This is a genomic window from Sinosporangium siamense (genome assembly GCF_016863435.1).
GTDB lineage: Bacteria > Actinomycetota > Actinomycetes > Streptosporangiales > Streptosporangiaceae > Sinosporangium > Sinosporangium siamense.
Genome location: NZ_BOOW01000006.1, coordinates 216030 through 241755, shown reverse-complemented (window position 1 = coordinate 241755; position 25726 = coordinate 216030). Strand labels below are relative to the sequence as shown.

The 25726-nt window shown below is 70.0% G+C and carries 19 protein-coding genes and 1 tRNA gene; 8 read left to right on the top strand and 12 right to left on the bottom strand.

What is annotated here, in order from left to right:
* Positions 1 to 29 precede the first annotated feature (29 nt).
* Positions 30 to 107 (top strand) — tRNA-Leu (locus Ssi02_RS03040).
* A gap of 270 nt (positions 108 to 377) precedes the next feature.
* Positions 378 to 1577 carry a serine hydrolase domain-containing protein gene (locus tag Ssi02_RS03035; RefSeq protein WP_204020774.1) on the top strand — a complete coding sequence of 400 codons (1200 nt, stop codon included), beginning with the start codon at positions 378 to 380 and terminating at the stop codon, positions 1575 to 1577.
* A 51-nt stretch (positions 1578 to 1628) separates the two neighbouring features.
* Here Ssi02_RS03035 and Ssi02_RS03030 read toward each other — a convergent pair whose 3' ends face one another.
* Complete coding sequence (locus tag Ssi02_RS03030) at positions 1629 to 2798, bottom strand: NAD(P)/FAD-dependent oxidoreductase (protein WP_204020772.1); 1170 nt, start codon at positions 2796 to 2798, stop codon at positions 1629 to 1631.
* A gap of 312 nt (positions 2799 to 3110) precedes the next feature.
* Here Ssi02_RS03030 and Ssi02_RS03025 point away from each other — a divergent pair, with 312 nt between their 5' ends.
* Positions 3111 to 4163, top strand: coding sequence for an AraC family transcriptional regulator (locus tag Ssi02_RS03025; protein ID WP_204020770.1), 1053 nt, complete (start codon positions 3111 to 3113; stop codon positions 4161 to 4163).
* Between the two features lie 78 nt (positions 4164 to 4241).
* Here the strand turns inward: Ssi02_RS03025 and Ssi02_RS03020 are convergent, their stop codons facing one another.
* The 3 genes from Ssi02_RS03020 to Ssi02_RS03010 form a co-directional block, all read right to left on the bottom strand.
* Entirely contained in the window at positions 4242 to 4403 is a 162-nt protein-coding gene (locus Ssi02_RS03020; RefSeq protein WP_204020768.1) for a hypothetical protein, read from the bottom strand.
* Between the two features lie 40 nt (positions 4404 to 4443).
* Complete coding sequence (locus Ssi02_RS03015; protein WP_204020766.1) at positions 4444 to 5199, bottom strand: SDR family NAD(P)-dependent oxidoreductase; 756 nt, start codon at positions 5197 to 5199, stop codon at positions 4444 to 4446.
* 79 nt (positions 5200 to 5278) lie between these two features.
* Positions 5279 to 6160 (bottom strand): NAD(P)-dependent oxidoreductase, encoded by an 882-nt coding sequence (locus Ssi02_RS03010; protein ID WP_204020764.1) that lies wholly within the window; start codon positions 6158 to 6160, stop codon positions 5279 to 5281.
* A gap of 131 nt (positions 6161 to 6291) precedes the next feature.
* Between Ssi02_RS03010 and Ssi02_RS03005 the strand changes: the two genes are divergently transcribed.
* Entirely contained in the window at positions 6292 to 7494 is a 1203-nt protein-coding gene (locus Ssi02_RS03005) for a GNAT family N-acetyltransferase (RefSeq protein ID WP_275410574.1), read from the top strand.
* A gap of 364 nt (positions 7495 to 7858) precedes the next feature.
* Here Ssi02_RS03005 and Ssi02_RS03000 read toward each other — a convergent pair whose 3' ends face one another.
* The 6 genes from Ssi02_RS03000 to Ssi02_RS02975 all read right to left on the bottom strand — a co-directional run bounded on the left by Ssi02_RS03000 (position 7859) and on the right by Ssi02_RS02975 (position 14256).
* Positions 7859 to 8143, bottom strand: a complete 285-nt coding sequence (locus Ssi02_RS03000) for a type II toxin-antitoxin system Phd/YefM family antitoxin (protein ID WP_204020760.1) — start codon at positions 8141 to 8143, stop codon at positions 7859 to 7861.
* Between the two features lie 56 nt (positions 8144 to 8199).
* Positions 8200 to 9630 carry a pyruvate kinase gene (pyk, locus tag Ssi02_RS02995; RefSeq protein ID WP_204020758.1) on the bottom strand — a complete coding sequence of 477 codons (1431 nt, stop codon included), beginning with the start codon at positions 9628 to 9630 and terminating at the stop codon, positions 8200 to 8202.
* A 146-nt stretch (positions 9631 to 9776) separates the two neighbouring features.
* Complete coding sequence (locus Ssi02_RS02990) at positions 9777 to 10163, bottom strand: DUF2784 domain-containing protein (RefSeq protein WP_204020756.1); 387 nt, start codon at positions 10161 to 10163, stop codon at positions 9777 to 9779.
* Between the two features lie 210 nt (positions 10164 to 10373).
* Positions 10374 to 12143, bottom strand: coding sequence for a S8 family peptidase (locus Ssi02_RS02985; RefSeq protein WP_239128555.1), 1770 nt, complete (start codon positions 12141 to 12143; stop codon positions 10374 to 10376).
* 362 nt (positions 12144 to 12505) lie between these two features.
* The gene (locus Ssi02_RS02980) at positions 12506 to 13144 is read right to left on the bottom strand and encodes a response regulator (RefSeq protein ID WP_204020755.1); all 639 of its coding nucleotides are present in this window, start codon (positions 13142 to 13144) and stop codon (positions 12506 to 12508) included.
* Positions 13141 to 14256 carry a sensor histidine kinase gene (locus Ssi02_RS02975; protein ID WP_204020754.1) on the bottom strand — a complete coding sequence of 372 codons (1116 nt, stop codon included), beginning with the start codon at positions 14254 to 14256 and terminating at the stop codon, positions 13141 to 13143. The genes Ssi02_RS02980 and Ssi02_RS02975 overlap by 4 nt, the downstream gene beginning before the upstream one ends.
* Before the next feature lie 166 nt (positions 14257 to 14422).
* Here Ssi02_RS02975 and Ssi02_RS02970 point away from each other — a divergent pair, with 166 nt between their 5' ends.
* The 3 genes from Ssi02_RS02970 to Ssi02_RS02960 are packed head-to-tail and all read left to right on the top strand — an operon-like array spanning position 14423 to position 17507.
* A complete protein-coding gene (locus Ssi02_RS02970; protein WP_204020753.1) occupies positions 14423 to 15889 on the top strand; it encodes an alpha/beta fold hydrolase in 1467 nt (488 codons plus the stop codon).
* Complete coding sequence (locus Ssi02_RS02965) at positions 15886 to 16758, top strand: ABC transporter ATP-binding protein (RefSeq protein ID WP_204020752.1); 873 nt, start codon at positions 15886 to 15888, stop codon at positions 16756 to 16758. Before Ssi02_RS02970 ends, Ssi02_RS02965 begins: the two co-directional genes overlap by 4 nt.
* Positions 16755 to 17507: a hypothetical protein gene (locus Ssi02_RS02960; RefSeq protein WP_204020751.1), complete on the top strand. Its 753-nt coding sequence runs from the start codon at positions 16755 to 16757 to the stop codon at positions 17505 to 17507. Before Ssi02_RS02965 ends, Ssi02_RS02960 begins: the two co-directional genes overlap by 4 nt.
* 131 nt (positions 17508 to 17638) lie before the next feature.
* Here Ssi02_RS02960 and Ssi02_RS02955 read toward each other — a convergent pair whose 3' ends face one another.
* Positions 17639 to 19123 carry a glutamate synthase subunit beta gene (locus tag Ssi02_RS02955; protein ID WP_204020749.1) on the bottom strand — a complete coding sequence of 495 codons (1485 nt, stop codon included), beginning with the start codon at positions 19121 to 19123 and terminating at the stop codon, positions 17639 to 17641.
* A gap of 15 nt (positions 19124 to 19138) precedes the next feature.
* A complete protein-coding gene (gene gltB / locus Ssi02_RS02950; protein ID WP_204020747.1) occupies positions 19139 to 23653 on the bottom strand; it encodes a glutamate synthase large subunit in 4515 nt (1504 codons plus the stop codon).
* Between the two features lie 364 nt (positions 23654 to 24017).
* Here gltB and Ssi02_RS02945 point away from each other — a divergent pair, with 364 nt between their 5' ends.
* On the top strand, positions 24018 to 25658 hold the full coding sequence (locus tag Ssi02_RS02945) for a bis-aminopropyl spermidine synthase family protein (protein WP_204020744.1): 1641 nt from the start codon (positions 24018 to 24020) through the stop codon (positions 25656 to 25658).
* The last annotated feature ends 68 nt before the right edge of the window (positions 25659 to 25726 follow it).

Below are 25726 nucleotides of genomic sequence, written 5' to 3'. Positions count from 1 at the left end.
GTCCTGACGGGCGAGCATGTCCACCACGGGCCCCGGTACCCCAATTGGCATGAGGGAGCGGATTCAAAACCCGTACAGTGTGGGTTCGAGTCCCACCCGGGGCACCAGTGCGCACAGGGGTCGAACCCACGGTTCGGCCCCTGTTTTGATCTGTGCTTATCTCATTTCACGCTTCACTTCCGCGGCGAAGAGCCACTTCCGAGCCGTACGGCGCAGCCGGGGCGCTTCCCCGTGTGATCCGCGGCACATCCGTGCCGATCATGTGGGGCGGGCGGCACAACAGTGGGGAAACACGCCGCCGTGTTGCATGGCCGGGCATGACCCGGCATAGGGCGGGCCGGGTGAGACCAGAGCGCCGCCCCACAAGGAGACATCTCATGACCCGCGAATCATCGCCCCCGCGCGCCTCCCGGCGCTCCATGCTCGGCCTGCTGGGCGCCGCCCCGGTCGCCGCGGGCCTGGTGGCGGCCGGCCGGCCCACGCGGGCGGAGGCCTCGGCCTCCCGCCCGGCCCCCGGTGAGCTGCGGCCCGGCGGAGAGTTCGATCGGTTTCTCGCGGATCGGGCCGCCAAGGACCTGTTCTCAGGGGTCGTGGTGCTGGCCTACCGGGGCAGGCCGGTGTTCCGGCGGGCGTACGGCATGGCGAACAAGGCCGATTCGATTCCCAACCGGCTGCAAACACGCTTCGATCTCGCGTCGGTGACCAAGACCTTCACCGCGGTGGCGGTGGCCCAGCTCGCGGAGCGAGGCAAGATCGGGTTCCATGAGAAGCTCGGCACCTACCTCCAGGGCTTCTCCCCGGAGATCGGCCAGAACGTCACCGTCCACCAGCTGCTGACCCACACCGCCGGCGTCGGCAGGCCGCCGATGGGGTCGGAACCGCCGACCAGGCCGGAGTGGGACACGGTGCAGAAGGTGTGGGACGGCACGGCCAAGACCATCCGCGGTCTGCCGCCCCAGTTCACTCCGGGAACGCAATATCGCTATAGCAACGACGGCTACTTCCTGCTCGGGGAGATCGTGGCGACGGTGTCCGGGCAGTCCTACTACGACTATGTCCGTGAGCACATCTTCAAGCCGGCCGGGATGACCCACGCGGACTTCTCCACCAAGCCCCAGGTGATCGCCGACCGGGACATCGCCCGCCCATATGCGTCACGGCCTTCGGGCGAACGGTTCGACTTCACCACCAGTCCCGTTTTCCCCTTCGTCGGGCTGCCGTATCGCGGTGCCTACGCCACCGCCGGAGACCTGCTCGCCTTCGCCCACGCCCTCAGGAACGGCAAGCTGCTCGGCTCCGCCTACGCCGAGCTGATCACCGGCGGCAAGACGGCCGTGCCGCCGACCGAGCAGCCGGCCATCACGCGGCAGCACATGTTCTACGGCTACGGGTTCAGCGACGCCATCGTGAACGGCCGCCACGTCGTCGGCCACTCGGGGGGCGGTCCGGGGGCGGGCAACAATCTGGACGTCTTTCCGGGTCTGGACTGGGTTGCGGTGATCCTCGGCAACTACGACGCTCCCGCGGTCCCGATCGTCGAGCTGGAAAGGCGGCTCGTCGTCGGCAACGCACGGTGATCGCCCGGCGGGGGCCACGGGTCCCTGGGCCTCCGCCGTACACCTAATCGCTCAGACGGCGTCGTTGGCGTAGATATCCCGGTAAAGGCGCAGGGCCGCGGTACGGAGATCGTCGTGGTGGTGAGCGTCGAAGCGGTCCACGGCCAGCTCCGGGGGCGGAGCTGCGTCGTGTGCCAGAGCGCCGGCCAGCCGGGAGGCCGCGCCGGCTGCGTGGGTGACCCAGATCGCCTGCGCGATCCAGACCCCGGGCAGGGTGGGGTGCGGGCCAAGGAAGGGCAGGTTGTCGGGGGTCATCGCGAACACACCGTTGACCAGCTGCTCCGGCTCAAACCTGGCGTCGGCCCGCAGAAGCCGCTGGGCGGAGGTGATGACCGGGGCGAAATCCTCGGCCCAGGCGAGACTCGCCCCCTCCGCGAGCGTCGCCTGCCCGACGAGGACCGGCGGGTGATCGTAGGAGCCGATGCCGAGGCGGTCGTCGTGGACACGGGCGTAGACGTGGTGCTCGGGCCAGCGGACGAACGGCCCGGCGCTCAGCCGCGCTCCGGCAGCCGAGTATGCATAGGGGTGGGCGACGGGGAACAGCGGCAGGTCCAGCCCGGTCAGCCCGGCCAGGGACGGCCCCCAGACACCGCCGGTGAGCACCACGTCGTCCGCGGCGAAGCGTTCGCCGGAGTCCGTGGTGACATAGGTCGTGCCGGAACCGCGCTCGATGCCGGTGACGGCCTGCCCGGAGACGAACCGTGCCCCGAGAGCCGCCGCCTCGGCGCGCAGCACCGCGGTCAGAAGCGGCGGGACGGCCGCGCCGTCGTCAGGGTAATGCGCAGCCGCCACGACCTGCTCCGTGTCCACGAAGCCCGTCACCGGCCCGGGCAGCTCGCCCGGCGCCAGCAGCGCCGCGGGGAGTCCTGCGGCTCGTGCGGCCTCGGCCCGCCGTTCCACCTCCGCCGCTCCCGCGGCCGAGGTGGCGAGTTCCAGGCCACCGGCGCGGGTGAAGCCCGTGTCCGCCTTCTCGTAGACGTTCGCCGACGCGCGGGCCAGCTCGGTGAGGATCGGGGCGTCGTTGTAGAGGCCCACGAATCCCGGTGCATAGGTGGTCGAACCTCGCGGCTCGCCCGGGTCACGCTCCAGCACCGTCACCCGTATGCCTGCGAGCCCGGCGAGTTCCCGGGCGAGCGAGACTCCAACAATCCCGGCACCGATGACGACAACCTCACGAACCATGGAATCGACCTCCTAGCACCCCGAGCGGCCTTCCTCACAGTAATCACCGCGTCAAGACCGGTACATCCACATTGCGAGCTTTGTCGAGAAAGAACGGGCTCGGCGTGGTCCGCGGGTCCGGCGAGAGCGCGATCACCGGCCGCCCACCACATGAGAAACTTGACGACACCCGGCCTCGGCGCCGCACCCGCGCGCCGGCACATCTGATCGACTACGGGAGTCACCACCAAGCCAATCCACCGCCCAGAGCCTTCCGGCTTCCTCCATCGCTCCCCGGACCGGAGCGACGGAGCCGCCGGACACCCCGTCGGCGTGCGCGCCGATCCCCGTCCCGGCCCCGGCGGCTTCGCCGCACCCGGAGCGGGCGGGCGGGGGTGCCGGTTCCGGCTCGGGGGTGGGGCCGCCGGCATCCAGAGGCTTGAGGCCGAGCTCGTCGGACAGGCGTTCGCACCACACCGGCACGACACCTACGCCGTGGGCGTCACCCTGTCCGGCGTGCAGACCTTCCGCTATCGCGGTGAGCAGCGCCACTGCCTGCCCGGACAGTGGCACATCCTGCACCCCGACGAACTCCACGACGGCGCCGCGGGCACGGGCGACGGCTTCGGCTATCGCATCTTCTACCTCGACCCCGCGCTGGTCCAAGACGCCCTCGGCGGCCTGCCGCTCCCTTTCGTCGCCGACCCCGTGATCCCCGCCACCGGGATGCCCCGGGTCCTCGGCGGCTTCCTCGCCGACATCGGCGAACCGCTGGACGAGCTTGAGGCCGTCGAGGTGACCACCGCGATCGCCGACAGCCTGCGCGCCCACGCCTCCCCCGCCCGCGGCCGTCCCATCGGCCTGGACATGGAGGCCATGCGCCGCATACGGAGCCTCCTGCTCGACGACCCGACCACCCGTCACCGGGCCGGCGACCTGGAAGCCGCCTCGGGACTCGACCGCTGGACGATCGCCCGCCAGTTCCGCGCGGCGTACGGCACAAGCCCGACACGCTTCCGCACCATGCGCCGCCTCGACCTGGCCCGCGCACTCCTGCTCGGCGGCAACCCCCCGGCCGCCGCCGCGACCGCCGCCGGCTTCGCCGACCAGGCCCACCTCACCCGCATGTTCAAACACGCCTACGGCCTCACGCCCGCCACCTGGGCCGCCGCCGTACACGTGACGACGTCGAGGACCGTCCCGGCGACAAAAGGCCCCTCGGGCGACAAATGCCACGACACAGCGGCCACGATCCCGGCCGGCGTGCGACTTCGCCAACCGGCCTCACCCACCCCCATGTCTCCGCCACCTCGCCTGCAGACGTACAGCTCACAGACCGCCGGTCACGTCAAGGACCGCGCCGGTGACACGAGACCCCTCCGTTGACAAGAGCCACGACACAGCGGCCACGATCCCGGCCGGGGCGCGTCTTCGCCGGCCGGCCTCACCTCACCCCCGTGTTCTTCAGGCAGGCGTGTCCGCCATGAGCATGCCGCCGAAAGTGAGGTCCACCAGCCGGTCGGCCTGTTCCTTGGAGATCTGCTCGGACACCCAGGAGGTGGTAGAGCTCGGCGACGAAGTAGCTGGCGCAGGCCGGGGGTCGGTGCGATGGCGGGACGATCCCACACTGCCCGGCCTTCCGCCACCTCGGCTGCAGCCGTACAGGTCACAGGCCGCCGGTCACATCGAGGACCGCGCCGGTGACGTAAGACGCCTCGGGCGACAAAAGCCAGGAGACGGCGGCGGCGATCTCGGCCGGGGCGCCGGGGCGGCGCAGGGGTGCGGAGGAAGCGATGCGCTGCGCACGGCCCGGCTCGCCGGCGCGGGCGTGGATGGTGGTGTCGGTGAGGCCGGGGGATACGGCGTTCACGTGGATGCCCGCCGGGCCGAACTCTTGCGCGAGACCCTTGGTGAGGATGTCGATCGCCGCTTTCGTCGCCGCGTAGGCGACATATTCGTTAGGTGATCCCGTGCGGGCGGCGCGCGAGGAGATGTTCACGATGTCGCGCCGCCCCGCCGAGGGCTCGCGTGTCCAGCGGCCGACGGCCTCGCGGCACAGGCGGATCGGCGCCGTCAGGTTGACGTCCACGACGCGCCGCAGCTCGTCGTCGCCGAGCCCCGTGAAGGGGCCGAGGGTGCCGGTGACGCCGGCGTTGTTCACCAGCGCGGTGACCACTCCGTGGGTCTCGGCCAGGTCGAACAGCCGCTGCGGCGCGTCGTCCTCGGTGACGTCGAGCCGCACTCCCCACACGTGGTGGCCCCGGGCGCGGCAGTCCTTCTCGACCTGCGCGGCGTCCTCGTCCGACGCCGAGTGGGTGAAGAGTACGGCGAAGCCGTCGTGGCCGAGCCGTTCGACGATGCTGCGCCCGATGCCTCGGCTGCCGCCGGTGACGATTACCACTGGGTGGGTGGGTGTGCTCATCGTTCCCCTTTCGCGGACGCTTGATCCTTTTGTACACGGGCGGCGGTGTCCGGCGTCGTGGCCCGCTTGGAGCAGCAGGTCAGGCGGGGTGGGCGCGGGCGCGCAGGGCGTGGATCACCGCGGCCATGTCCAGGCGGGCGTGGCCAAGGTCGCAGGCTTCGCCGTACAGCTCGTGGCAGGCGTCCAGGAGGGGTGTGGCGGCGCCTCGGGTGCGGGCGGCGTCCGTGGTCAGGCGGTTGTTCTTCAGCACGTCGGCGATCGCCGCCTGCACCGAGTAGTCGGCGTCGGCGAGTTTGCCGGCCTTGGCCCGTGAGACCCGTGAGGACATGGGGCCGGCGTCGAGGATTCGCCGTAGCCGTGCGAAGTCGACGCCGTGTTCCTCGGCGAAGTGGAAGGCCTCGGCGAGCCCGGTCACCATGGTGATCAGGAACACGTTCACCGCGAACTTCGTGATCATGGCCGAGGGCACGGGGCCGCAGGCGAACACCTCGGCGCACATGGGGGCGAGCAGCGGACGCACCCGCTCGACGTCGGCCTCGGCGCCGGCCACCATCGCGACCAGGTTGCCGCTCTCGGCGGGCCCCCGCGAACCGGACACCGGGGCCTCGACATACGCGCCGCCGGCGACGGCCGTCTCGGTCGCGACCGCCTGCGAATAGGACGCGGCGACCGTGCCCATCTGCACCACCGTGCGTCCGCGCACCCTGGCCGCGAAGCCCGGCGTGCCTCGCCCGAGCACGGCGTCGGTCGCCCGCTCGTCGGCGGGCATCACCATCACCGTGCCGCAGCGCTCGAACACCTCGGCGGGGCCGCCGGCGAGCCGGGCGCCGAGCTCCACCACCGGCGCGCAGCGGGACGCGGTGCGGTTCCAGACCACCAGCGGCACACCCGCACGGGCGAGGTTCATCGCCATCGGCTGCCCCATCACACCAAGCCCGATGAATCCCACAACGCCGGTCATGTGCACCCTTCCCTCTCAGCCGATCGACTCCTTTCTAGCCGGACCAGGTGAGGAGCGTCTTGAACGTTTGTGCAGGCCATGGGGAAAAACCAGTGGTCACAGCCCTCCATGCCTGACTAACGTCGATTTTCATGTTCAATGTGCGCTTCGTGCCTGATTCCGACTTCGACCAGATCTTTGAGCTCAACGACATCGCCTTCCACGAGCGCACGGAAGACGACGATCGGGAGAAGGTCGAGTGGCTCCTGCGCCGCGCCCACCGAATAGGCGCCTACGACGAGGGACGCCTGGTCGGATTCCTGGCCGCGGTGCCGCAGGAGGTGTCGGTGCCCGGCGGCACGTTGCCCTGCCTCGGGGTGACGTTCGTCTGCGTGCTTCCCACCCATACGCGGCGCGGCATCCTCGCCGCGATGCTCGACTACATGTGGGCTGAGGTGCCCGCCCCGCTGGCGACGCTGTACGCCTCGGAGGCCAAGATCTACGGCCGCCACGGCTTCGGGGTGGCCACCCACGCGCTCCACGTCGACCTCGACAGCGACCAGCCGCTGAAGCTGCGCGCCGAGCCGGCCGACGTGCCCCTGCGCCTCGTACCGGCCGGCGAGGCCGTGAAGGTGCTCACGCCGCTCTACGAGGAGGCCAGGGCCCGCAGGGCGGGGCAGTTCGCCCGGGACGAGGAGTGGTGGACCAGGGCGGTCCTCAGCGACGTGCTGCCCTTCGACGACGATCTCACCGCGCCTCGTGTCGTCGTGGCGGGGGACTCCGGCTACGCGGTCTACCGCACCAAGCAGGAGAACGACTCGGCGAACACCCCCGGCCTCGTCTACGTCGTGGAGCTCGAAGCCGGCTCGGCCACGGTGGAGGCGGCGCTCTGGCGCTATCTCGCCTCGATCGGCCTCACGTGGCGCGTCGGCAGCCTGGCCCGGCCCGTCGACGACCTGCTGCCGCTGCTCGTGGCCGACAAGGACACCGTCAACGTCAAGAAGCGCTGGCCCGCCCTGTGGCTGCGCCTCAACGACGTGCCCGCCGCCCTGACGGGCCGCACCTGGGCCGCCCCCGTGGACCTCGTCCTCGACGTCACCGACGAGCGCCTCCCGGCCAACCACGGCCGCTGGCACCTGTCCGCGGACGACACCGGCACGGCCTGCCGCCGCACGGACGCCCCCGCCAACCTGTCATTCGAAGTCGCCGACCTCGCCGCCGCCTACCTCGGCGACACCCCGGTCACGACCCTCGTCCGCGCCGGCCTCGTCGTGGAACACACCCCGGGAGCCGCCACCCACCTGGACACCGCCCTCCACACCCCACTCGCACCTTTCGCCTACGACGAGTTCTGACCGGCGTACGGCACAGCCCAGCCGTTGACATGCGCCGGCGCGGTCGCGAACAGCTCCCGCCGTGCCGGCGCCTAAGGGCGAGCGGCGCGCATAACAAGGTCGGCGCTCGGAGCGTTTCTCTGATCTCGCAGAGGCGGAGGATATGGCGACCGGCTGGTCGTGCGGGTACGGCACAGCCTGGCCGGGCTGTGCCGTACTACGGTCAAGCAGGTGTGCACACGTTGAGGCCCAGCTCAGAGGCCGCATCCGCCAACCGCTTGTCATAAGTGACGAACGCCAGCAACTCACCAAGGAGCTTGCCGCAGTGCGCGCGCTTCAGGCTCCGGATGGAGCAGCTTGATCATCGCGCACGGATCAAGATAGATCACCAGCGTTCCTCGTCCCGGGACGCGATTATTTCCTCCGTAAGACTCACGTCTGGGGCAATGCCCTCGATCTCCACCGGGTCCGGCAACCGGCCCGGTGCGGTGGCGGGCTTTAACACGCCTTCAGCAGTAAGTGTGGCCCGCAGTCCAGTCGGCTGCGGATGGGGCACGAGCGTAAAGACGAGTGTGCCGCGGTCGGTGACCTGGACGGTCTCCCCCGCACGCACCCTGGCGACGACACGCGCCGTATGACGCTTGAACTCGCGGATCCCGATGACACCCATGGCGACAACGCTACGGCCACCACCCGATCGGGTGGTGGCCGTTTGGTTGAGGTCGGCTAGTTGGGGTGGGAGACCGCTGAGCCGATGGTGTGGACGCGGAGGGCGTTGGTGGAGCCGGGGCTGCCGGGAGGTGAGCCGGCGACAATGACGATCTTGTCGCCCTTCTCGCAGCGGCCGATGGACAGCAGGGCCGACTCGACCTGGCGCACCATGTCGTCGGTGTGGTGCACGAAGGGCACCTTGAAGGTCTCGACGCCCCAGGTGAGGGAGAGCTGGCCGCGCACATGGGGAGCGGAGGTGAAGGCGAGGAGCGGTATGGACGAACGGTAGCGGGCCAGGCGGCGCGCGGTCTCGCCGGACATGGTGAAGGCGACCAGGGCCTTGGCCCCGACGATCGCGCCCACCTCTGCGGCGGCGCGGGCGATGGCGCCGCCCGTCGTCTCGGGCATGCGGTCGAGGGTGTGGGACGCGATGAGGGAGGCGCGCTCGGCGGCGCAGGCGATGCGGTCCATGGTGGCGACGGACTCGATCGGATAGTTGCCGACCGAGGTCTCACCGGACAGCATGACCGCGTCGGCGCCGTCGATGACGGCGTTGGCGACGTCGGAGGCCTCGGCGCGGGTGGGCCGCGGGGCGCTCATCATCGAGTCGAGCATCTGGGTGGCGACGATGACGGGACGCGCCTTCTCATGGCAGAGCTCGATGGCCCGCTTCTGGACGATCGGCACCTCTTCGAGGGGAAGCTCGACGCCGAGGTCGCCGCGGGCCACCATGATGCCGTCGAACGCCTCGACGATCTCGGGGAGGCGGTCGACCGCCTGCGGCTTCTCGATCTTCGCCAGCAGCGGGAGGCGCACGGCCTCCTGCTCCATGATGTTGCGCACCACGTCGGCGTCGGAGGGCCGGCGCACGAAGGACAGCGCGATCATGTCGAACCCGGTGCGCAGCGCCCACCGCAGGTCGGCCTCGTCCTTGTCGGTGAGGGCGGGGGCGGTGACGTTGACGCCGGGGAGGTTGAGCCCCTTGTTGTCGGAGATCATGCCGCCGATGACGACGCGGGTGGTGACGCGGGGCCCGTCGACGCGGGTGACCTCCAGCACGACGCGGCCGTCGTCGACGAGGATCGTGTCACCGGGGTGCACGTCCTTGGAGAGACCCTTGTAGGTGGTGGACACCTGCTCGCGGTCGCCGGGGACCTCTTCGGTGGTGACGCTGAACACGTCACCGAAGGCGAGTCGCACGGGACCGTCGGCGAACTTGCCGACGCGGATCTTGGGACCCTGCAGGTCGGCTAGGACGCCTACACCACGGCCGAGTTCGGCCGCCGCCTCCCTCACGCGCTCGTAGACCTCAAGGTGCAGCTCGTGGCTGCCATGGCTGAGGTTGAAACGGGCCACGTCCATGCCGGCCGAGATGAGCTCCCGGAGCCGCTCGGGGGACGACGTTGCTGGGCCAAGGGTACAGACGATCTTCGCACGACGAGTCACGGTCCCACCTTAATTGGTACAGACCACTTGGTCGTGGACGATGGCCACACTTGGCCATGAAATCTCGGTGAAGGACGCCTTAATACCAGCGCAGCGCGACCCTGGAATAGCGCCACTGCCCTACTGACACTGCCGTAGCGCTGGTCTCAGGAGGCACTGGCCTCCTGCTCACGGCGGGTGCGAGCACGGCGGCGCATCACCAAGCCCGCCCATGAAACCACGATCACCGCGCCCACCGCCACTCGCACAAGGTTGGTGTAGCGCTCGGGATAGATCACCCCTTCGATGTAGTGGTCGATGAACCCGCTCGGGGGCAGGCCAGCCTGTCCCCCGGCCCGTCTCCCCCAGTCCTCGACCACGCTGAGGGGGCACTCCATGCCCGTCACGATGGACAACACGCCCCAGGAGACGACCGCGAAGTGAGCCCAGATGGCCTTCGGCCAGCGCCAGGCGACAAATCCGCCGACGGTGAGGAAGGCCAGGAACAGGAAGTGCATGACCATCGCCACCTCGGCGAGGATGCGGTAGCCCATGCGCCCGACGATAGCCCCGCCGGGCGCACATGTCAGGGCCTGCTTAGGCCACCGGTCAGGAGCCTGGCCGACGGCCTGTTCCGGTTGCCGGCCGGGGACCTTTTCCGGCCGCTCAGGAGCCTCACCGGCGGCCCGTCCCGACCGCTCAGGAACCTGGCGAGAGCCTGTTCCGGCCGCTCAGGAGCCTGGCCGGAGGCTTGTTCCGACCGGTCAGGGGCCGTTGAAGGTCGCCGCGCGGGAGGCGCTCACGATGCCTTTGCCGTAGAAGCCGTTCTTACCCTTCGTGCCCTCGCAGCGGTGGGTCTCCTTGGTGGCGCCGAGCTTGTAGACGTAGGCGCGGGGCGAGGGGCAGGGGCGCGGGCTCGCGGTCGCGTTGAGCAGGCTCTCGGTCCGCGCGGGCGACAGGCTGATGTCCTTGTCGCCGCTGCGGCTGCCGAAACGATCGATCAGGATCGCGGCCACCCCCGTGGCGTGGGGCGCGGCCATGGAGGTGCCCTGGAGGTATTGGTAGTAGGAGCACTTGCCGCCTGTGCACTCGCGCACGACCGACGAGGTCTTCGGCTTGCCGTTGGCGTCGATGAGCTTCGCCGCACGCAGAGCGCGCTCGGGGGCGGCGGCGAGGATCATGCGGCGCTCGCCCTTGAGCGGCCCCTTGTCGGTGTCGGAGTCGCCACCCGGGGCCGACAGGTCGGTCTGCTCGATCCCGTAGTCGGAGTAGAGCGCCTTGTCACCCGAGGGCCCGAGCCCGGAGACCGAGATGACCCCCTTGGACTCGGCGGGCACATTGAGGCAGGAGTTGTCGACCTTGCGGGAGCGTTCCGCACCCTGCGGGTAGTCGGGGCTCGCGGTGTCCTCACGGATCTTGCCGAGGTCGGTGGAGCCGTTGCCGAGCGCTGCGATCATCGTGACACCGCGCGACCGCGCGTAGTCCACGGCCCGCTGCATGCCGGTCACGATGGCGCGCTGCTCAAGCTGTTCGGCCTTGGAGTCCTTGGGGTTGGAGACGCAGTTGAACAACCACGGGTCGATGTAGTAGCTCATGTTCACCACGTCGACGCCGATGTCGCCGGCGTAGGTGAGCGCGTCGAGGCTGGGCTTGAGGAAGAAGAACCCCGAGTCCTGCCCCGCGCGCAGATTCACGAGGTCCACATTGGGGGCGACCCCGGCCACGCCGACGCCGTTGCGGGGCGAGGCGATGATGCTGGCGACGTGGGTGCCGTGGCCGTCGTCGTCCACGTCGGCCGGGTCCTTGCAACCCGTGTGCTCACAGGGGCCGTCGAGCTCCTGGCCGCTGGAGTCGACGGGACGGTCGGTGACGAAGTTACGGCTCAGCTCGCGGTTGAAGTTGGGGGCGATGTCGGGGTGCTTGCCGTCGATCCCGGTATCGATGACACCGACGAGGACACGGTGACTGCCCGGCGCGGTCTTGTACGACTTGTCGGCGGTGGCACCGATCATGTCCATGTTCCACTGCCGCTTCGCCAGCGGCTCCCCCTTTTGCGCGCCGCCCCGCGTCGCCTCGGTCTCTGCGGCCTCGGTCTGGGCGGCGGGCTGTACGGCACCGCCCGCACGACCGGATGCGGCGGACGCATGGCCGATCGCCTTGTCGACCGTGACGCCGACCACGGCGGGCTCACGTCCGACCCGCTCGGCGAAGGTATTGGGGTTCGCGGAGGAGCGGGCGACCAAATAGTCCAGCTTGGCGTCGGAGGTGACGACGGTCCCCCCATGGGTCTGCACGGCCTTCACGGTCGCGGCGTGGCCGCCACGGGAGTGAAACACCAGGTAGTCACGTGACTTACCCGAGCCCGCCGCCTCGCCCGAGCCTGCGGAGCCCGGCTCGGCGGAGTCCGGCTCGCTGGTGACCGCCGCCTGGGTGGCGGTGGACGGCTGTGTGACCGCAATGGTGCCCGCCGCCATCGCCCCCGCGACCGCGACCGCCATCGCGGTGCCAAGCCCCGCTTTCACTCCCCGCCGCATTGACCCTCCAGATGACTTTGAAATCGACATCCTTCAGTCATGCAACGTCAAACACAAGCCATTACGCCTTTAGTGTGATTTTTCCGTCCCCCTCGCCCCGCAAACCATGATCACGCCCACACCCCGGCTTCGCCGTACCCACCGGCGAATCCGACCGCCCCACCAGGACCCACACCTCGCCCGATAAAGCGCAATAAAATCTACCTAGGAGTGAAATAGGCACCCTGGGTGACCAGCGGGAATTCCCGGCTTTCCTCCCCCCCGAACCACCTCAAAGCCCACCCGAAACAGCACCCGGACCTCAAGACCAGCCCGACGCGGGCTCGTACCACAGACCACGCACAAACCATCCGGCACAGGGACTAACGCGGTGTGACCAAACCCGCCTCGTAAGCGGCGATGACGAGCTGGGCGCGGTCACGAGCCTGGAGTTTGGCGAGCAGGCGGCCGATGTGGGTTTTCACGGTGCCGGGGCTCAAATGGAGGCGGGTGCCGAGTTCGGCGTTGGACAGGCCGTGGGCGATGAGGGTGAGCACTTCGCGTTCGCGGTCCGTGAGGTTGTCGAGACCCTGGAAGTCCTGCCGGGCCGGTCGGCGCACGAACTCCGCGATCAATCGTGTGGTGACCTTCGGGGCGAGCAGGGTCTCGCCCGAGGCGACCACCCGGATCGCCTTCAGGAGATCGTCGGGGGGCGTGTCCTTGAGCAGGAATCCGCTGGCCCCGGCGCGCAGCGCGGAGTAGACGTATTCGTCGAGGTCGAAGGTGGTCAGGATGAGCACCCGGGTCTCCCCCGCGATCTCCCTGGTCGCGGTGATGCCGTCCATCTCCGGCATCCGGACGTCCATGAGCACCACGTCGGGTGACTTGGTCCGCGTGAGGGCCACCGCCTGTCGGCCGTCCGCCGCCTCGCCGACCACGACGAGGTCGTCCTCCGAGTCGATCAGCAGCCGGAAGCTACCCCGCAAAAGCGCCTGGTCGTCGGCGACGAGCACTCGAATCACGAGATCTCCCAGGACGCGAAGACGCCGAACCCGCCCTCCGGCCGGGGGCCGGCTTCGAAGGCGCCACCGTACAGCATGACCCGTTCCCGCATGCCGGTGAGGCCGTGCCCGCCTGTCTCGTCCGGGAGGACCCTCCGTCCCGGTCCGTCGTCGACGACGGAGATGCTCAACGTCCCGTCGGCGACCGACACACCGACACGGCACCGGGCTGGGGCGGCGTGCCTGACGACGTTGGTGATCGCCTCCTGGACGATGCGATAGACGGACAGTCCCATGGGTTCGGGCACGTCTCCGCTCACCGAGAGCTCGACCCGCACGCCGGCCTCCGCCGCTCGGGCCGCCAGGGACGGCAGGTCGGCGATGCCGGGGAGCGGCGCGTTCTCGGGTGTGGTGCCGGGGGCGCGCAGGGTGCCGAGCATCCGGCGCATCTCCACGAGCGAGCCGCGGCCGAGTTCTTCGATGTCCCGCAGCGCCTTGCGCCCTTCCTCGGGGTGTTTGTCCAGGACCTTGGCCGCCACCCCGGCCTTCACGGTGATCGCGCTCATCGTGTGGGCGACGACATCGTGCAGTTCGCGTGCGATCCGCAGGCGTTCGTCGATCAGCGCCTGCTCGGCCCGGCGTGTGTCCTCACGTGCGGCGAACTCGCGGCGGGTGCGCGCCACCGTGCCGAGGCTCCAGCCGGCCGCCATGACCAGGCCCGCCGTCCCGACGACGAACAGGGGGTCCGGCCAGCCGTTCACCTGGCGAATCCCCGTCAGCCAGGCCAGATTGGCGCCGCAGACGACAAGCAGGCCCGCCGCCAAGGCGGTCGCCGATTGCCTGACCGGCCGGCTGGCCGACACCGTGTATATGGTCAGGGCCACCACCACGCTCATCGTCAGGCTGTTGGTCTCCAGCACCGGGGTGAGCACAGTGGCCACGAGTGCACCGCCGTACGCGGAGAGCGGCCAGATCCGCCGCACCGCCACGGGAAGCACGCAGACCAGCGCCGGCACGACGATCATCGGCAGGCCCTGCCTGCCTGCCGTGGACAGCAGCACGAGCAGTGCCGCGACGCCGGTGTCAGCGAGGATCAGCAGGCCGTGTGATAGGCGCCGGGCGAGCAGGTTCACGTTCCGACGTTACCGAGCGACGGCCGCGGGCGGATCGGAGCGTGAGCCGTCGGACCAGGGTCCTACCCCGGTTGTGTACGGCGGCGCCGTACGACCCTGGTCCGAGGGATAAGAGCGGATCTGTCTCCGATGTGCGCACCCCACGCCGTCCAGCATCGTGACCCGCATGAATCGACGCACAACCATCGCGCTGTGCCTCGCCGCCTGCCTCGCCGTGTCGCTCGGCGGCATCGCGCTGGCTTCGGCGCGGACGCCGCACCTGGCCTGGAAGGAATGCGGTAACGGGTTGCGCTGCGCCGAGCTGGTCGTTCCGGTGGACTGGGCCGATCCGGCGGGGCCGAAGACCTCGGTGCACGTGGCCAAACTGCCCGCGACGGGCAAGAGCCTGGGGCCGCTGATCGTCAACTTCGGCGGCCCGGCCACCAGCACGGCGATGCTCAGGCCGTCCGACGACGCCGACCGCTCGCCGGACATGCCGGTGTTGCTCAAGGAACTGCGGACGCGGTTCGACGTCATCGCCCTTGATCCGCGTGGACTGTCCGAGCCGCGGAGTGGCAAGACGGTGAGCTGCCAGGAGCCGGGGGCCTCCATCTACGGATTGGTGACCGCGCGCACGAAGCAGGACTGGGATGCCCACGCCACCCAGAACGCGCTCCACCAGGAGAGCTGCCGCAAGACCGCCAAGTCGGCATGGCGGGGCATGACCGCATGGAATGTGGCACATGACATCGACGCGCTGCGTGCCGCGCTCGGCCAGGAGAAGCTGGTGTACGCGGGCAACTCCTACGGGACCGTCTACGGCCAGGCATATCTGGAGCTGTTCCCGCAGCGGGTGGGCCGGCTGTATTTCGACGGGACCGCCGATCACACCCAGCAGGACTTCGAGCGCTGGCTGCGCAACTATGCTCTGGTGCAGGAACGCCACCTCACCCGCTTCCGCGATTGGTGCGCGAGCCGCACGGACTGCGCCTTGCACGGCAGGGACGCGGGCCGGGCGTGGGACGAGCTGGTCGCACGGGTACGCCGCGCGCCGCTGCCGGCGTCGCCGGGCAGAACGGTGCACGAGGGACAACTTTTCGCTGGCGCACTCCGCGGTATCAACCCCGCATTGTGGCCGCAGTTCGCCGCCGCCATCAGGAAGGCCCTCGACGGCGACGCCGCGGACTTCCTCACCGCGCTCGCGCCGGACCCGGGCAGTCCGACCGTGAGCCTGGACTCCCTGTGCAACGACTTCATGCCGAAGCCGCCGACGTATGCGGAGTTCCACGGCATCGAGGCCCGGCTGCGCCGGCTCGCGCCGAGGTTCGGCTGGATCGAGGGACGCTACGAGCTCGGGCGTTGCTGGGGGCGCAGCGGGGGCGCGTCCTGGGCGCCGCACCCGCTGCCCGCGCGGAACCTGCCGCCGATCCTCTTCGCGATCGGGGATCTCGACAACAACACCAACCACCTCGGGCAGTGGCACGTCGCCGAGCAGATCCCCTCCGCGCGGGTCCTGCGGCACGGCGACGGCCACGCGGCGTGGGCGGGCAACACCTGCCTGCGAAAGCACGTCCACACCTATCTGACCACGGGTGTGCTGCCCCCGGAGGGCACACGCTGCCAGGGCGAACTGATCCACCGGGTGGGACAATGATCCAGGTCATCGAGCTGACGAAGGCATACGGCTCCACGCGAGCGGTCTCGGAGCTGACGTTCGACGTCAACCCCGGCCAGGTCACGGGTTTCCTGGGGCACAACGGCGCCGGCAAGTCCACGACCATGCGCATGATCCTGGGCCTGCACAAGCCCACCTCGGGCAAGGCGCTGATCAACGGCGTGCTTAAGCGCGACCTGCGGAACCCCATGCGTGAGGTCGGCGCCATGCTCGACGCCGCCGAGGTGCAGGGCGGGCGCAGCGCGTTCGATCACCTGCACGCACTGGCATATGCGGGCGGGATCGAGCGCCGCAGGGTCGCCCAGGTCCTGGAGCAGGTCGGCCTGGCCGGTGCGGCACGCAAACGCATCTCGGGGTTCTCCCACGGGATGCGCCAGCGCCTCGGCATCGCGGCGGTGCTCCTCGGCGATCCCGGGGTGATCATCCTGGACGAGCCGGTCAACGGTCTCGATCCAGACGGCATCCGCTGGCTCAGGAAGTTGCTGAGATCGCTGGCGGCCGAGGGGCGGACCGTCCTGCTGTCGAGTCATCTGATGACCGAGATGTCGCTCACCGCCGACCGGCTCGTCATCATCGAGCGCGGGCGGCTGATCGAGGACACCACGGTGGCGGAGCTGCTGGCCCGCTTTCGGAGCGACGTTCTCGTACGGTCACCCCACGCCGACCGGCTGACCCAGGTGCTCCAAGCAGCGGGGGCGACCGTGCGCCCGGCCGAGGGAGAGCTGCTGGTGACCGGCCTCTCCGCGTCCGCCATCGGTGATCTCGCCTACGCGAACGGCTGCGCCGTACACGAGCTCGCGCCGCGTCACGCGTCGCTTGAAGAAGCCTTCATAGAGATCACACAATGATCGACGTCGTCGCGTCGGAGTGGCTCAAGCTGCGTTCGCTCCGGTCCACCTACTACGTCATGGCCTCGCTGCTCTCGGCCGTGGTCCTCACCGGCTTGTCCGCGTTCTCGATCTCGCGTTACTACGACCTCAACGGTCCCGGCGGCGCCCCCGTCGGCACGGGGCTCAGCACCAGCGCGGACGTCGTCTTCGTGCTCTTCGGCGTGCTGGGGGTGCTGGCCGTCTCCGGCGAGTTCCAAAGCGGCATGATCAGGCTGAGTTTGATCAGGATCCGGCGCCCGTGGATGCTCATCGTGGCCAAGGCCGCCGTGGTGGCCGCCGTGGCCGCTGTCGCGGGTCAGGTGCTGGCGTTCGCCGCGTACTTCACGGCGCAGGCCGTGGTGGGGGCGCGGCCGATCGGCGCCTCCCTCTCCGACCCGGCGGCCCTGCCCGAGGTGCTGGCCACCGGCGTCGGCGCGGCGGTCGCAGCGGTGACGGGGTTGTGCCTCGCCACACTCCTGCGTTCTACGGCGGGAGCACTCATCTCGGTGGTCGCCGTCATGCCGGGCCCGGCCATGATCGAGCGTTTCCTCCCCGCCCCCTGGAACGACTGGACGGGCTCCCTCACGATCACCTCGCTGACCCGGCAACTGGCCGGCGTCCCCGACTCCGGCGCCTTCGGGGCGGCCGGGGCCGGCGCCGCGCTCTTGGGGTATGTCGTGATCCTCATCCTACTGGCCGCCGCCGCCATCACACGCCGCGACGCCTGACGAGGCCCCCTCCCGACGCGGGATCACAGCCTGCCCGAAAGCAAAACTCGGCGGGCCGCCGTGGAGGCGGCCCGCCGAGGTGGTGCTTGGGCCAGACCCGGGCCCTTGGCAACCCAGGACCCGACCGCAGGCTAGACCAAGGGCCTGGCCGTCGGGGGGATGGCCACCGGGAGGGCGGTGGTGCCGGTGAGGTAGCGGTCGATCGCAGCGGCGGCCGAGCGGCCTTCGGCGATCGCCCAGACGATGAGCGACTGCCCGCGGCCGATGTCCCCCGCCACGAAGACGCCGTCCACCGTGGACATGTAGGACTTGTCCCTGACCACGTTGCCGCGGGCGTCGAAGAACGCCTCGGCGTCGGGGGCAAGGGCCGCGAGGGACGTGAGCAGTCCCGGCTTCTCCGGCCCCACGAAGCCCATCGACAAGGTGACCAGGTCGGCCGGGATCTCCCGCTCGGTGCCGGGGATCGGGCGGAAGCCGGCCTGCGGGCCCTCCACCTCGACCAGGCGCAGTCCCGTGACGTTGCCTTCGGCGTCGCCGGTGAACTCGGTGGTGGAGACCGCGTACACCCGGTCGCCCCCGCCGTCGGCGAGCTCCTCGTGGGCGCTCTCCATCTTGAACAGGATGGGGAACGTCGGCCAGGGCTGCGCCCCGGGCCGCGTGGACGGCGGCTGCGGCATGATCTCAAGCTGGGTGACCGACGCCGCGCCCTGCCGGATCGCGGTGCCGATGCAGTCGGCTCCGGTGTCACCGCCGCCGATGACGACCACATGCTTGCCCGCCGCGTCGACGGGCGAGACGGGGTAGTCCCCCTCCTGCACCTTGTTGGCGAGCGGAAGATATTCCATCGCCTGGTAGACGCCCTTGAGGTCGCGGCCGGTCACGTTGAGCTCACGCCACGCGGTGGCGCCCCCGGCCAGGACGACGGCGTCGTACTCGGCCCGGAGCTCCTCCACGGTGATGTCGACGCCGACGTTGACACCGGCGCGGAACTCGGTGCCCTCGGCGCGCATCTGGTCGAGGCGCCGCTCGATGTGGCGCTTCTCCATCTTGAACTCGGGGATGCCGTAGCGCAGCAGCCCGCCGATGCGGTCGGCCCGCTCATACACGACGACGTCGTGCCCGGCGCGGGTGAGCTGCTGGGCGGCGGCGAGGCCGGCCGGCCCCGAGCCTACGACGGCGACCTTCTTGCCGGTCTTCTCCGCCGGGGGCTGCGGCACGACCCAGCCTTCCGCGAAGGCCCGGTCGATGATCTCGACCTCGACCCGCTTGATGGCCACCGGGTCGGCGTTGATCCCGAGCACGCAGGCCGCCTCGCAGGGCGCGGGGCACAGCCTGCCGGTGAACTCGGGGAAGTTGTTGGTCGCGTGGAGGCGTTCGATCGCCACGCGCCAGTCCTCGCGGTAGACGAGGTCGTTCCACTCGGGGATGAGGTTCCCGAGCGGGCACCCGTTGTGGCAGAACGGGATGCCGCAGTCCATGCAGCGCGACGCCTGCTTGGTCAGCGACTTCTCCGGGAACTCGGTGTAGACCTCGCGCCAGTCGCGAATGCGCACGTCGACGGGGCGGCGAGCCGGCAGCTCGCGCGGGTGAGTGAGGAAACCCTTCGGGTCGGCCATCGGTTTCGTACCCCCTTATCCCTGTGCGGCGGCCATGACGGCCTCGTCGATGTCCCGGCCCTCGGCTTCTGCGGCGGCTCTGGCGAGCAGCACCCGCTTGTAGTCCTTGGGCATGATCTTCCCGAATCTCGCCACGGCGGCCGGCCAGTCGGCCAGCAGCGACTCGGCCACGGTGGAGCCGGTCTCGGTCAGGTGGCGGGCCACGATCTCGTGCAGAAGCGCCGTGTCCTCGTCGGTGAGCTCCTCCAGCTCGACCATCTCGCGGTTGATCCGCTCGGGCACCATGTCGAGCAGGTAGGCCACGCCGCCCGACATGCCGGCCGCGAAGTTGCGCCCGGTCGGGCCGAGCACGACGGCCCTGCCGCCGGTCATGTATTCACAGCCGTGGTCGCCGACGCCCTCGACGACGGCGGTCGCGCCCGAGTTCCGCACGCAGAACCGCTCGCCGACGACGCCCCGGATGAACACCTCACCGGAGGTGGCGCCGTAGAGGCCGACGTTGCCGGAGATCACCTGGGTCTCGGCGGCGAACTGGGCGTTCCTGTGCGGGCGCACGGTCACGCGTCCGCCGGACAGGCCCTTGCCGAGGTAGTCGTTGGCGTCGCCGGTCAGGCGCAGCGTCACTCCCTTGGGCACGAAGGCGCCGAAGGAGTTGCCGGCCGAGCCGGTGAACGCCACGTCGATGGTGTCTTCGGGCAGGCCGGCTCCGCCGTACCGCTTGGTCACCTCGTGGCCGAGCATGGTGCCGACCGTGCGGTTGACGTTGCGGATGGGCAGCTCCAGCTTGACCGGCGTGCCGTACTCAAGCGCGCCCTCGGCGAGCTGGATGAGCGTGTTGTCCAGTGCGCGGTCGAGGCCGTGGTCCTGCCGGACGGTCTGGCGCAGCGGCGTGTCCGGCGGCAGGTCGGGCACGTGCAGGATGGGCGACAGGTCGAGCCCGGCGGCCTTCCAGTGGTTCTCGGCGCGGGCGGTGTCGAGCACCTCGGCGTGGCCGATGGCCTCGTTGAGGGTGCGGAATCCGAGCGCCGCGAGATATTCGCGGACCTCTTCTGCGATGAACTCGAAGAAGTTGACCACGAACTCCGGCTTGCCGGAGAAGCGCTTGCGCAGCTCGGGGTTCTGCGTCGCCACACCCACCGGGCAGGTGTCGAGGTGGCAGACCCGCATGAGCACGCAGCCCGACACGACCAGCGGCGCGGTGGCGAAGCCGTATTCCTCGGCCCCGAGCAGCGCCGCGATGACCACGTCGCGGCCGGTCTTGAGCTGGCCGTCGACCTGCACCACGATGCGGTCGCGCAAGCCGTTGAGCAGCAGCGTCTGCTGGGTCTCGGCCAGGCCGAGCTCCCAGGGGGCGCCCGCGTGCTTGACGGAGGTCAGCGGCGAGGCGCCGGTGCCGCCGTCGTGGCCGGAGATCAGCACCACGTCGGCGTGCGCCTTGGAGACACCCGCGGCGACCGTGCCGACGCCCACCTCGGCGACCAGCTTGACGTGCACCCTGGCGGCCGGGTTGGAGTTCTTGAGGTCGTGGATGAGCTGGGCGAGGTCCTCGATCGAGTAGATGTCGTGGTGCGGCGGCGGCGAGATGAGCCCCACGCCCGGCGTGGAGTGCCGGGTCCGCGCGATCCACGGGTAGACCTTGTTGCCGGGGAGCTGGCCGCCCTCGCCGGGCTTGGCACCCTGGGCCATCTTGATCTGCAGGTCGGCGGCGTTGACGAGATATTCGCTGGTCACACCGAACCTGCCGCTGGCCACCTGCTTGATGGCGCTGCGGCGCACCGGGTCGTAGAGCCGGTCGGGGTCCTCGCCGCCCTCGCCCGTGTTGGACTTGCCGCCGAGGCGGTTCATGGCGATGGCGAGCGTCTCGTGGGCCTCCTTGGAGATGGAGCCGTAGGACATGGCTCCGGTGGAGAACCGCTTGACGATCTCGGTGACCGGCTCGACCTCGTCGATCGGCACCGGCGGGCGCACACCCTCGCGGAACTTGAACAGCCCGCGCAGCGTCATCAGCTTCTCGGCCTGGGAGTCCACCAGGTCGGTGTACTCCTTGAAGACCTCGTAACGCCCCGACCGGGTCGAGTGCTGCAGGCGGAAGACCGTCTCGGGGTTGAACAGGTGCGGCTCACCCTCACGCCGCCACTGGTATTCCCCGCCGATCTCCAGGCGCCGGTGCGCGTTCTCCACCCGCGGATAGGCGCGGCGGTGTCGTTCGGCGCTCTCCTCGGCGAGTACGGCGAAGCCCACGCCGCCGAGGCGTGACGTCGTGCCGGTGAAGCACGCGTCGACGACCTCCTGGCCGAGGCCGAGGGCCTCGAAGATCTGCGCGCCGGTGTAGGACGCCACAGTGGACACGCCGATCTTCGACATGACCTTGAGCACGCCCTTGCCGTACGCCTTGATGAGGTTGCGCACGGCCTTGCGGGGGTCGAGGTCGAGCTCGCCGGTGGCGATCATGTCCTCGACGGTCTCGATCGCGAGGTAGGGGTTGAGCGCCGAGGCGCCGTAGCCGATGAGCAGCGCCATGTGGTGGCACTCGCGCGCCTCGGCGGTCTCGACGACCAAGCCCACGCGGGTGCGGGTCTTCTCGCGGATGAGGTGGTGGTGCACCGCGCCGGTCAGCATGAGCGACGGGATCGGCGCCAGGTCGGCCGACGAGCCCCGGTCGGACAGCACGATGATGCGCGCGCCGCCCGCGATGGCCTCGGTGACCTCGGTGCAGATCTCGCTGAGCCGCGCCGTCAGCGCCTCGCCGCCGCCCGCGACGGGGTAGAGGCCGGAGACGATGTACGGCTGGAAGCCCGGCAGGGCGCCCTCGTCGTTGATGTGGATGATCTTGGCGAGCTCGTCGTTGTCGATCACTGGGTAGGGCAGCACGAGCCGGCGGCAGGAGGCCGCCCCCGGGTCGAGCGGGTTGTGCTCGGGCCCGATCGTGGACTGGAGCGAGGTGACGAGCTCCTCGCGGATCGCGTCCAGCGGCGGGTTGGTGACCTGGGCGAAGAGCTGGCTGAAGTAGTCGAACAGCAGCCTCGGCCGCTCGCTCAGCACCGCGACCGGCGTGTCGGTGCCCATCGAGCCGATCGGCTCATAGCCGGTCTTGGCCATCGGCGCCAGGATGACGCGCAGCTCCTCCTCGGTGTAACCGAAGGTCTGCTGCCGCTTGATCAGCGCCTCGTGCGTCGGGATCTCGCGCGAGCGGGTCGGCAGCTCCTCGAAGCGCACGAGCCCCGCGTGCAGCCACTCGGCGTACGGCTCGGCCGCGGCGAGCTGCGACTTGATCTCGTCGTCTTCGATGATCTTGCCCTGGGCGGTGTCGACCAGGAACATCTTGCCCGGCTGGAGGCGGCCCTTGCGGACGACGCGGTCCTGCGGGATGTCGAGCACGCCGGCCTCGGAGGCCAGCACGACCAGGCCGTCGTCGGTCACCCAGAAACGGCCCGGGCGCAGGCCGTTGCGGTCGAGGACCGCGCCGACCAGGGTGCCGTCGGAGAAAGTGATCGACGCGGGGCCGTCCCACGCCTCCATCAGCGTCGAGTGGAACTCGTAGAAGGCCCGGCGGGCCGGGTCCATCTCGGTGTGGTTCTCCCAGGCCTCCGGGATCATCATCAGCACCGCGTGCGGCAGGCTGCGCCCGCCGAGGTGGAGCAGCTCCAGGGTCTCGTCCAGCGACGCCGTGTCGGAGGCGTCGGGGTCGCAGATGGGGAACAGTCTGCGGAGATCGCCGGGAATCAGGTCGGTCGCGAGCAGCGCCTCACGGGCCCGCATCCAGTTGCGGTTGCCCTTGACGGTGTTGATCTCACCGTTGTGCGCGACATAACGGTAGGGGTGCGCGAGCGGCCAGCTCGGGAAGGTGTTGGTGGAGAAACGCGAGTGCACCAGCGAGATGGCCGTGGCGTAACGCTCGTCGGACAGGTCCGGGAAGAACGGCTCAAGCTGGGGCGTGGTCAGCATCCCCTTGTAGACCATGTTCCGGCTGGAGAGCGAGGGGAAATAGACGTCCACCTCGTGCTCTGCCCGCTTGCGCACGCAGAAGGCCAGCCGGTCGAGCTCAAGGCCGGTCTCGCCGTTCGGCGAGGAGATGAAGAGCTGCCGGAAGAACGGCATCACCGCGCGGGCGCTCGGCCCGGCGTGGGCGTGGTCGACCGGCAGGTCACGCCAGCCGATGACGGTCATGCCCTCTTCTGCGGCGATCTCCTCGATCATGCCCACGGCGATCTCACGCGCCTGCCCGTCGAAGGGCAGGAAGGCGGTCCCGACGGCATAAGCGCCGGGGCCGGGGAGCGTGAAGTCCACGACGGCGCGGTAGAAGGCGTCGGGGACCTGCGTGAGGATTCCGGCTCCGTCGCCGGTGTCCGGCTCGCTACCCTTGGCACCCCGGTGATCTAGGTTGGTGAGCGCCGTCAAGGCTTTACGCACAATGTCATGACTGCGGCGGCCCTGGACGTCGGCCACCATGGCCACGCCACAGGCGTCATGCTCATATGAAGGGTGGTAAAGACCCTGCGGCTCGGGGATCCCTGAGCGGGCAGCAGGCATTGAATCCCTCCCGTCGTCTTCGTCAGCATCTGATGGAGGCATGAGGGACGACGTTGGCCCTGCTGCAGTTGTAGGTGTGTAGAGGCTACATCACCTCGCCGGAATAGTGCCCACCAGGGCCCTATCACGAACATTGGGGTGACTTACAGTCCGGGCACAGTCGATGCTCGACACATTCACCCTGCTCAACGAGTCACAGCCGAAACACATTCCGCGTGTTGTCAAGAGCGAGATCTTCGAGACTCCCGTGGACTACGGCGGCTCGGGGCGAAGGCGGCTGGCAGTACCTTAGCTAACGTGCGGCGGGGCGCCGCACTCCCTCCCTGGGCCGATGTCCGGGGCTTCCACTGTTCAAGGGGTTTCGATGGCCACGGGCGGGGTTTCCGGCGGATTCGGCGATCTTGAGGAGAACGGCCGCCGGGCCGGCGGATTCGAACCCGGCGGACTTGAGGTCTCCGTCACGAAGGCCGGAGTCGACGGGCGGCGGCTGGTGCGGGCCCTGGCGCTGCTGGGGGACGGCGGCTGGTGGACCCTGGCCGACCTGGTGCGTGAGACCGCCACATCGCGGCGCACCCTGGAAGCCCTGCTCCGCGAGCTGGACCTCGAACGGCAGGGTGACCGATTCCGCCTGGCCAGCCCCTCCGGCCTGAAATTTGAGGAAATCGAGGGTGTAGCTGGGTGGGATCCCGCCGATCCCGTCGCCCACCTGCTCCCCCGCCACCAGGACGTCGTGGCCGAGCTCACCGACCTGATCGCCCGCGCCCCTCGGGGCCGCCACACGCTCGACCACGTCGCCGCGACCGCCGACACCGTCGTGCGGCGGGCTCTCCTGCTCGGCGCCCGCTTCCGGCTCACCGGGGCCCGCCTGCTGTGCGTGGGCGACCACGACCTGACGTCGCTGGCCACCGCCCTGATCCACCCCGGCGTCGAGATCAGCGTCGCCGACATCGACGAGCGCATCCTCGCCTACATCGCCGCCGAGGCCGACCGGCTCGGCGTCACCGTCCGCACCCGCTGGGCCGACCTGCGGCTCGGCCTGCCCGCCTCACTCCGCGACCACGCCGACCTCGCGATCACCGACCCGCCCTACACCCCCGAGGGCATCGGCCTCTTCGTCGCCCGGGCCCTGTCCGGGCTGCGCGACCGCGAGCAGGGTCGTGTGCTGCTCGCCTACGGTGCGAGCGAGCGCACCCCGGCCCTTGCCCTCAAGGTGCAGAACTCTTTGTCCACTCTCAACCTCGCCTACGAGGCGATCTATCCAGATTTCAACCGCTACCACGGCGCTGAGGCGATCGGCTCGGCCGCGGACCTCTACATCCTGCGTCCCACCACCAAAACCTGGCCCGCCGTCACCGCCCGCGCCGATAAATACGGCACGGCCATCTACACCCAGGGGCCCCAGTCGATCGAGGCCGCCCCCGTCGAGATCCCTCACGCCACGATCGGCCGCCTCGGCGACCGGCCGCCCCGGCTCCTCGTGGGCGACTGGCCCCGCGCCGCCCTCCCCGGCGTCCCACGGGTCAAGACCGCCACCTGGCTCGCCAAGCCCCACGCGACCGACCCCGACCATGTGGCGATAGCCGTGGCCCCCGGGGTGGAGGGGGCACTGGCGCGGCTGCTGCTCGCCACCCGCGCCCGCGAGGTGCAGGCCTTCCTGCACGAGCCGCCGCGCGACCTCACGGCGCTCCGGGCCGCGCTGGCCTCCGTCTATGAACTGTCGGTGGACGGGCTCCACCTGTCCGCTCAGCGGCTCCCCACGCCTGGCGACGCCGCGGGGCAGGTGCTCAGGCGGGTGCTCGACAGCGCCCACACCAAGCTGGCGAACTCGTGGCGGGAGGCGCTGATCAAGGTGCGTGGCTCACTGACCAAGAACCAGGCCCGGGCCCTGATCGCCGGCCACGCTCCCTGGTCCGCCGAGGTCAGCGTGCTCGAACTTCCCCTGCACCGGCTCCAGGAGCTCCCCACCGCCGTCGCCGCCACCCTGACCGCCCCGACCCCGACCTGACATCGCCTGCCCGGCCTCCACACGGCTCCCCCATTCGGCGACCCTTTTCTGCGCCCCCTTTCGGTGGA

Excerpts from the sequence above, each read along its gene's own strand:
- Ssi02_RS03035 (WP_204020774.1), top strand. The coding sequence starts at position 378 with ATGACCCGCGAATCATCGCCCCCGCGCGCCTCCCGGCGCTCCATGCTC.
- Ssi02_RS03030 (WP_204020772.1), bottom strand. The coding sequence starts at position 2,798 with ATGGTTCGTGAGGTTGTCGTCATCGGTGCCGGGATTGTTGGAGTCTCG.
- Ssi02_RS03015 (WP_204020766.1), bottom strand. The coding sequence starts at position 5,199 with ATGAGCACACCCACCCACCCAGTGGTAATCGTCACCGGCGGCAGCCGA.
- Ssi02_RS03010 (WP_204020764.1), bottom strand. The coding sequence starts at position 6,160 with ATGACCGGCGTTGTGGGATTCATCGGGCTTGGTGTGATGGGGCAGCCG.
- Ssi02_RS03005 (WP_275410574.1), top strand. The coding sequence starts at position 6,292 with ATGTTCAATGTGCGCTTCGTGCCTGATTCCGACTTCGACCAGATCTTT.
- Ssi02_RS03000 (WP_204020760.1), bottom strand. The coding sequence starts at position 8,143 with ATGGGTGTCATCGGGATCCGCGAGTTCAAGCGTCATACGGCGCGTGTC.
- Ssi02_RS02990 (WP_204020756.1), bottom strand. The coding sequence starts at position 10,163 with ATGGGCTACCGCATCCTCGCCGAGGTGGCGATGGTCATGCACTTCCTG.
- Ssi02_RS02985 (WP_239128555.1), bottom strand. The coding sequence starts at position 12,143 with ATGCGGCGGGGAGTGAAAGCGGGGCTTGGCACCGCGATGGCGGTCGCG.
- Ssi02_RS02970 (WP_204020753.1), top strand. The coding sequence starts at position 14,423 with ATGAATCGACGCACAACCATCGCGCTGTGCCTCGCCGCCTGCCTCGCC.
- Ssi02_RS02965 (WP_204020752.1), top strand. The coding sequence starts at position 15,886 with ATGATCCAGGTCATCGAGCTGACGAAGGCATACGGCTCCACGCGAGCG.
- Ssi02_RS02960 (WP_204020751.1), top strand. The coding sequence starts at position 16,755 with ATGATCGACGTCGTCGCGTCGGAGTGGCTCAAGCTGCGTTCGCTCCGG.
- Ssi02_RS02955 (WP_204020749.1), bottom strand. The coding sequence starts at position 19,123 with ATGGCCGACCCGAAGGGTTTCCTCACTCACCCGCGCGAGCTGCCGGCT.
- gltB (WP_204020747.1), bottom strand. The coding sequence starts at position 23,653 with ATGCCTGCTGCCCGCTCAGGGATCCCCGAGCCGCAGGGTCTTTACCAC.
- Ssi02_RS02945 (WP_204020744.1), top strand. The coding sequence starts at position 24,018 with ATGGCCACGGGCGGGGTTTCCGGCGGATTCGGCGATCTTGAGGAGAAC.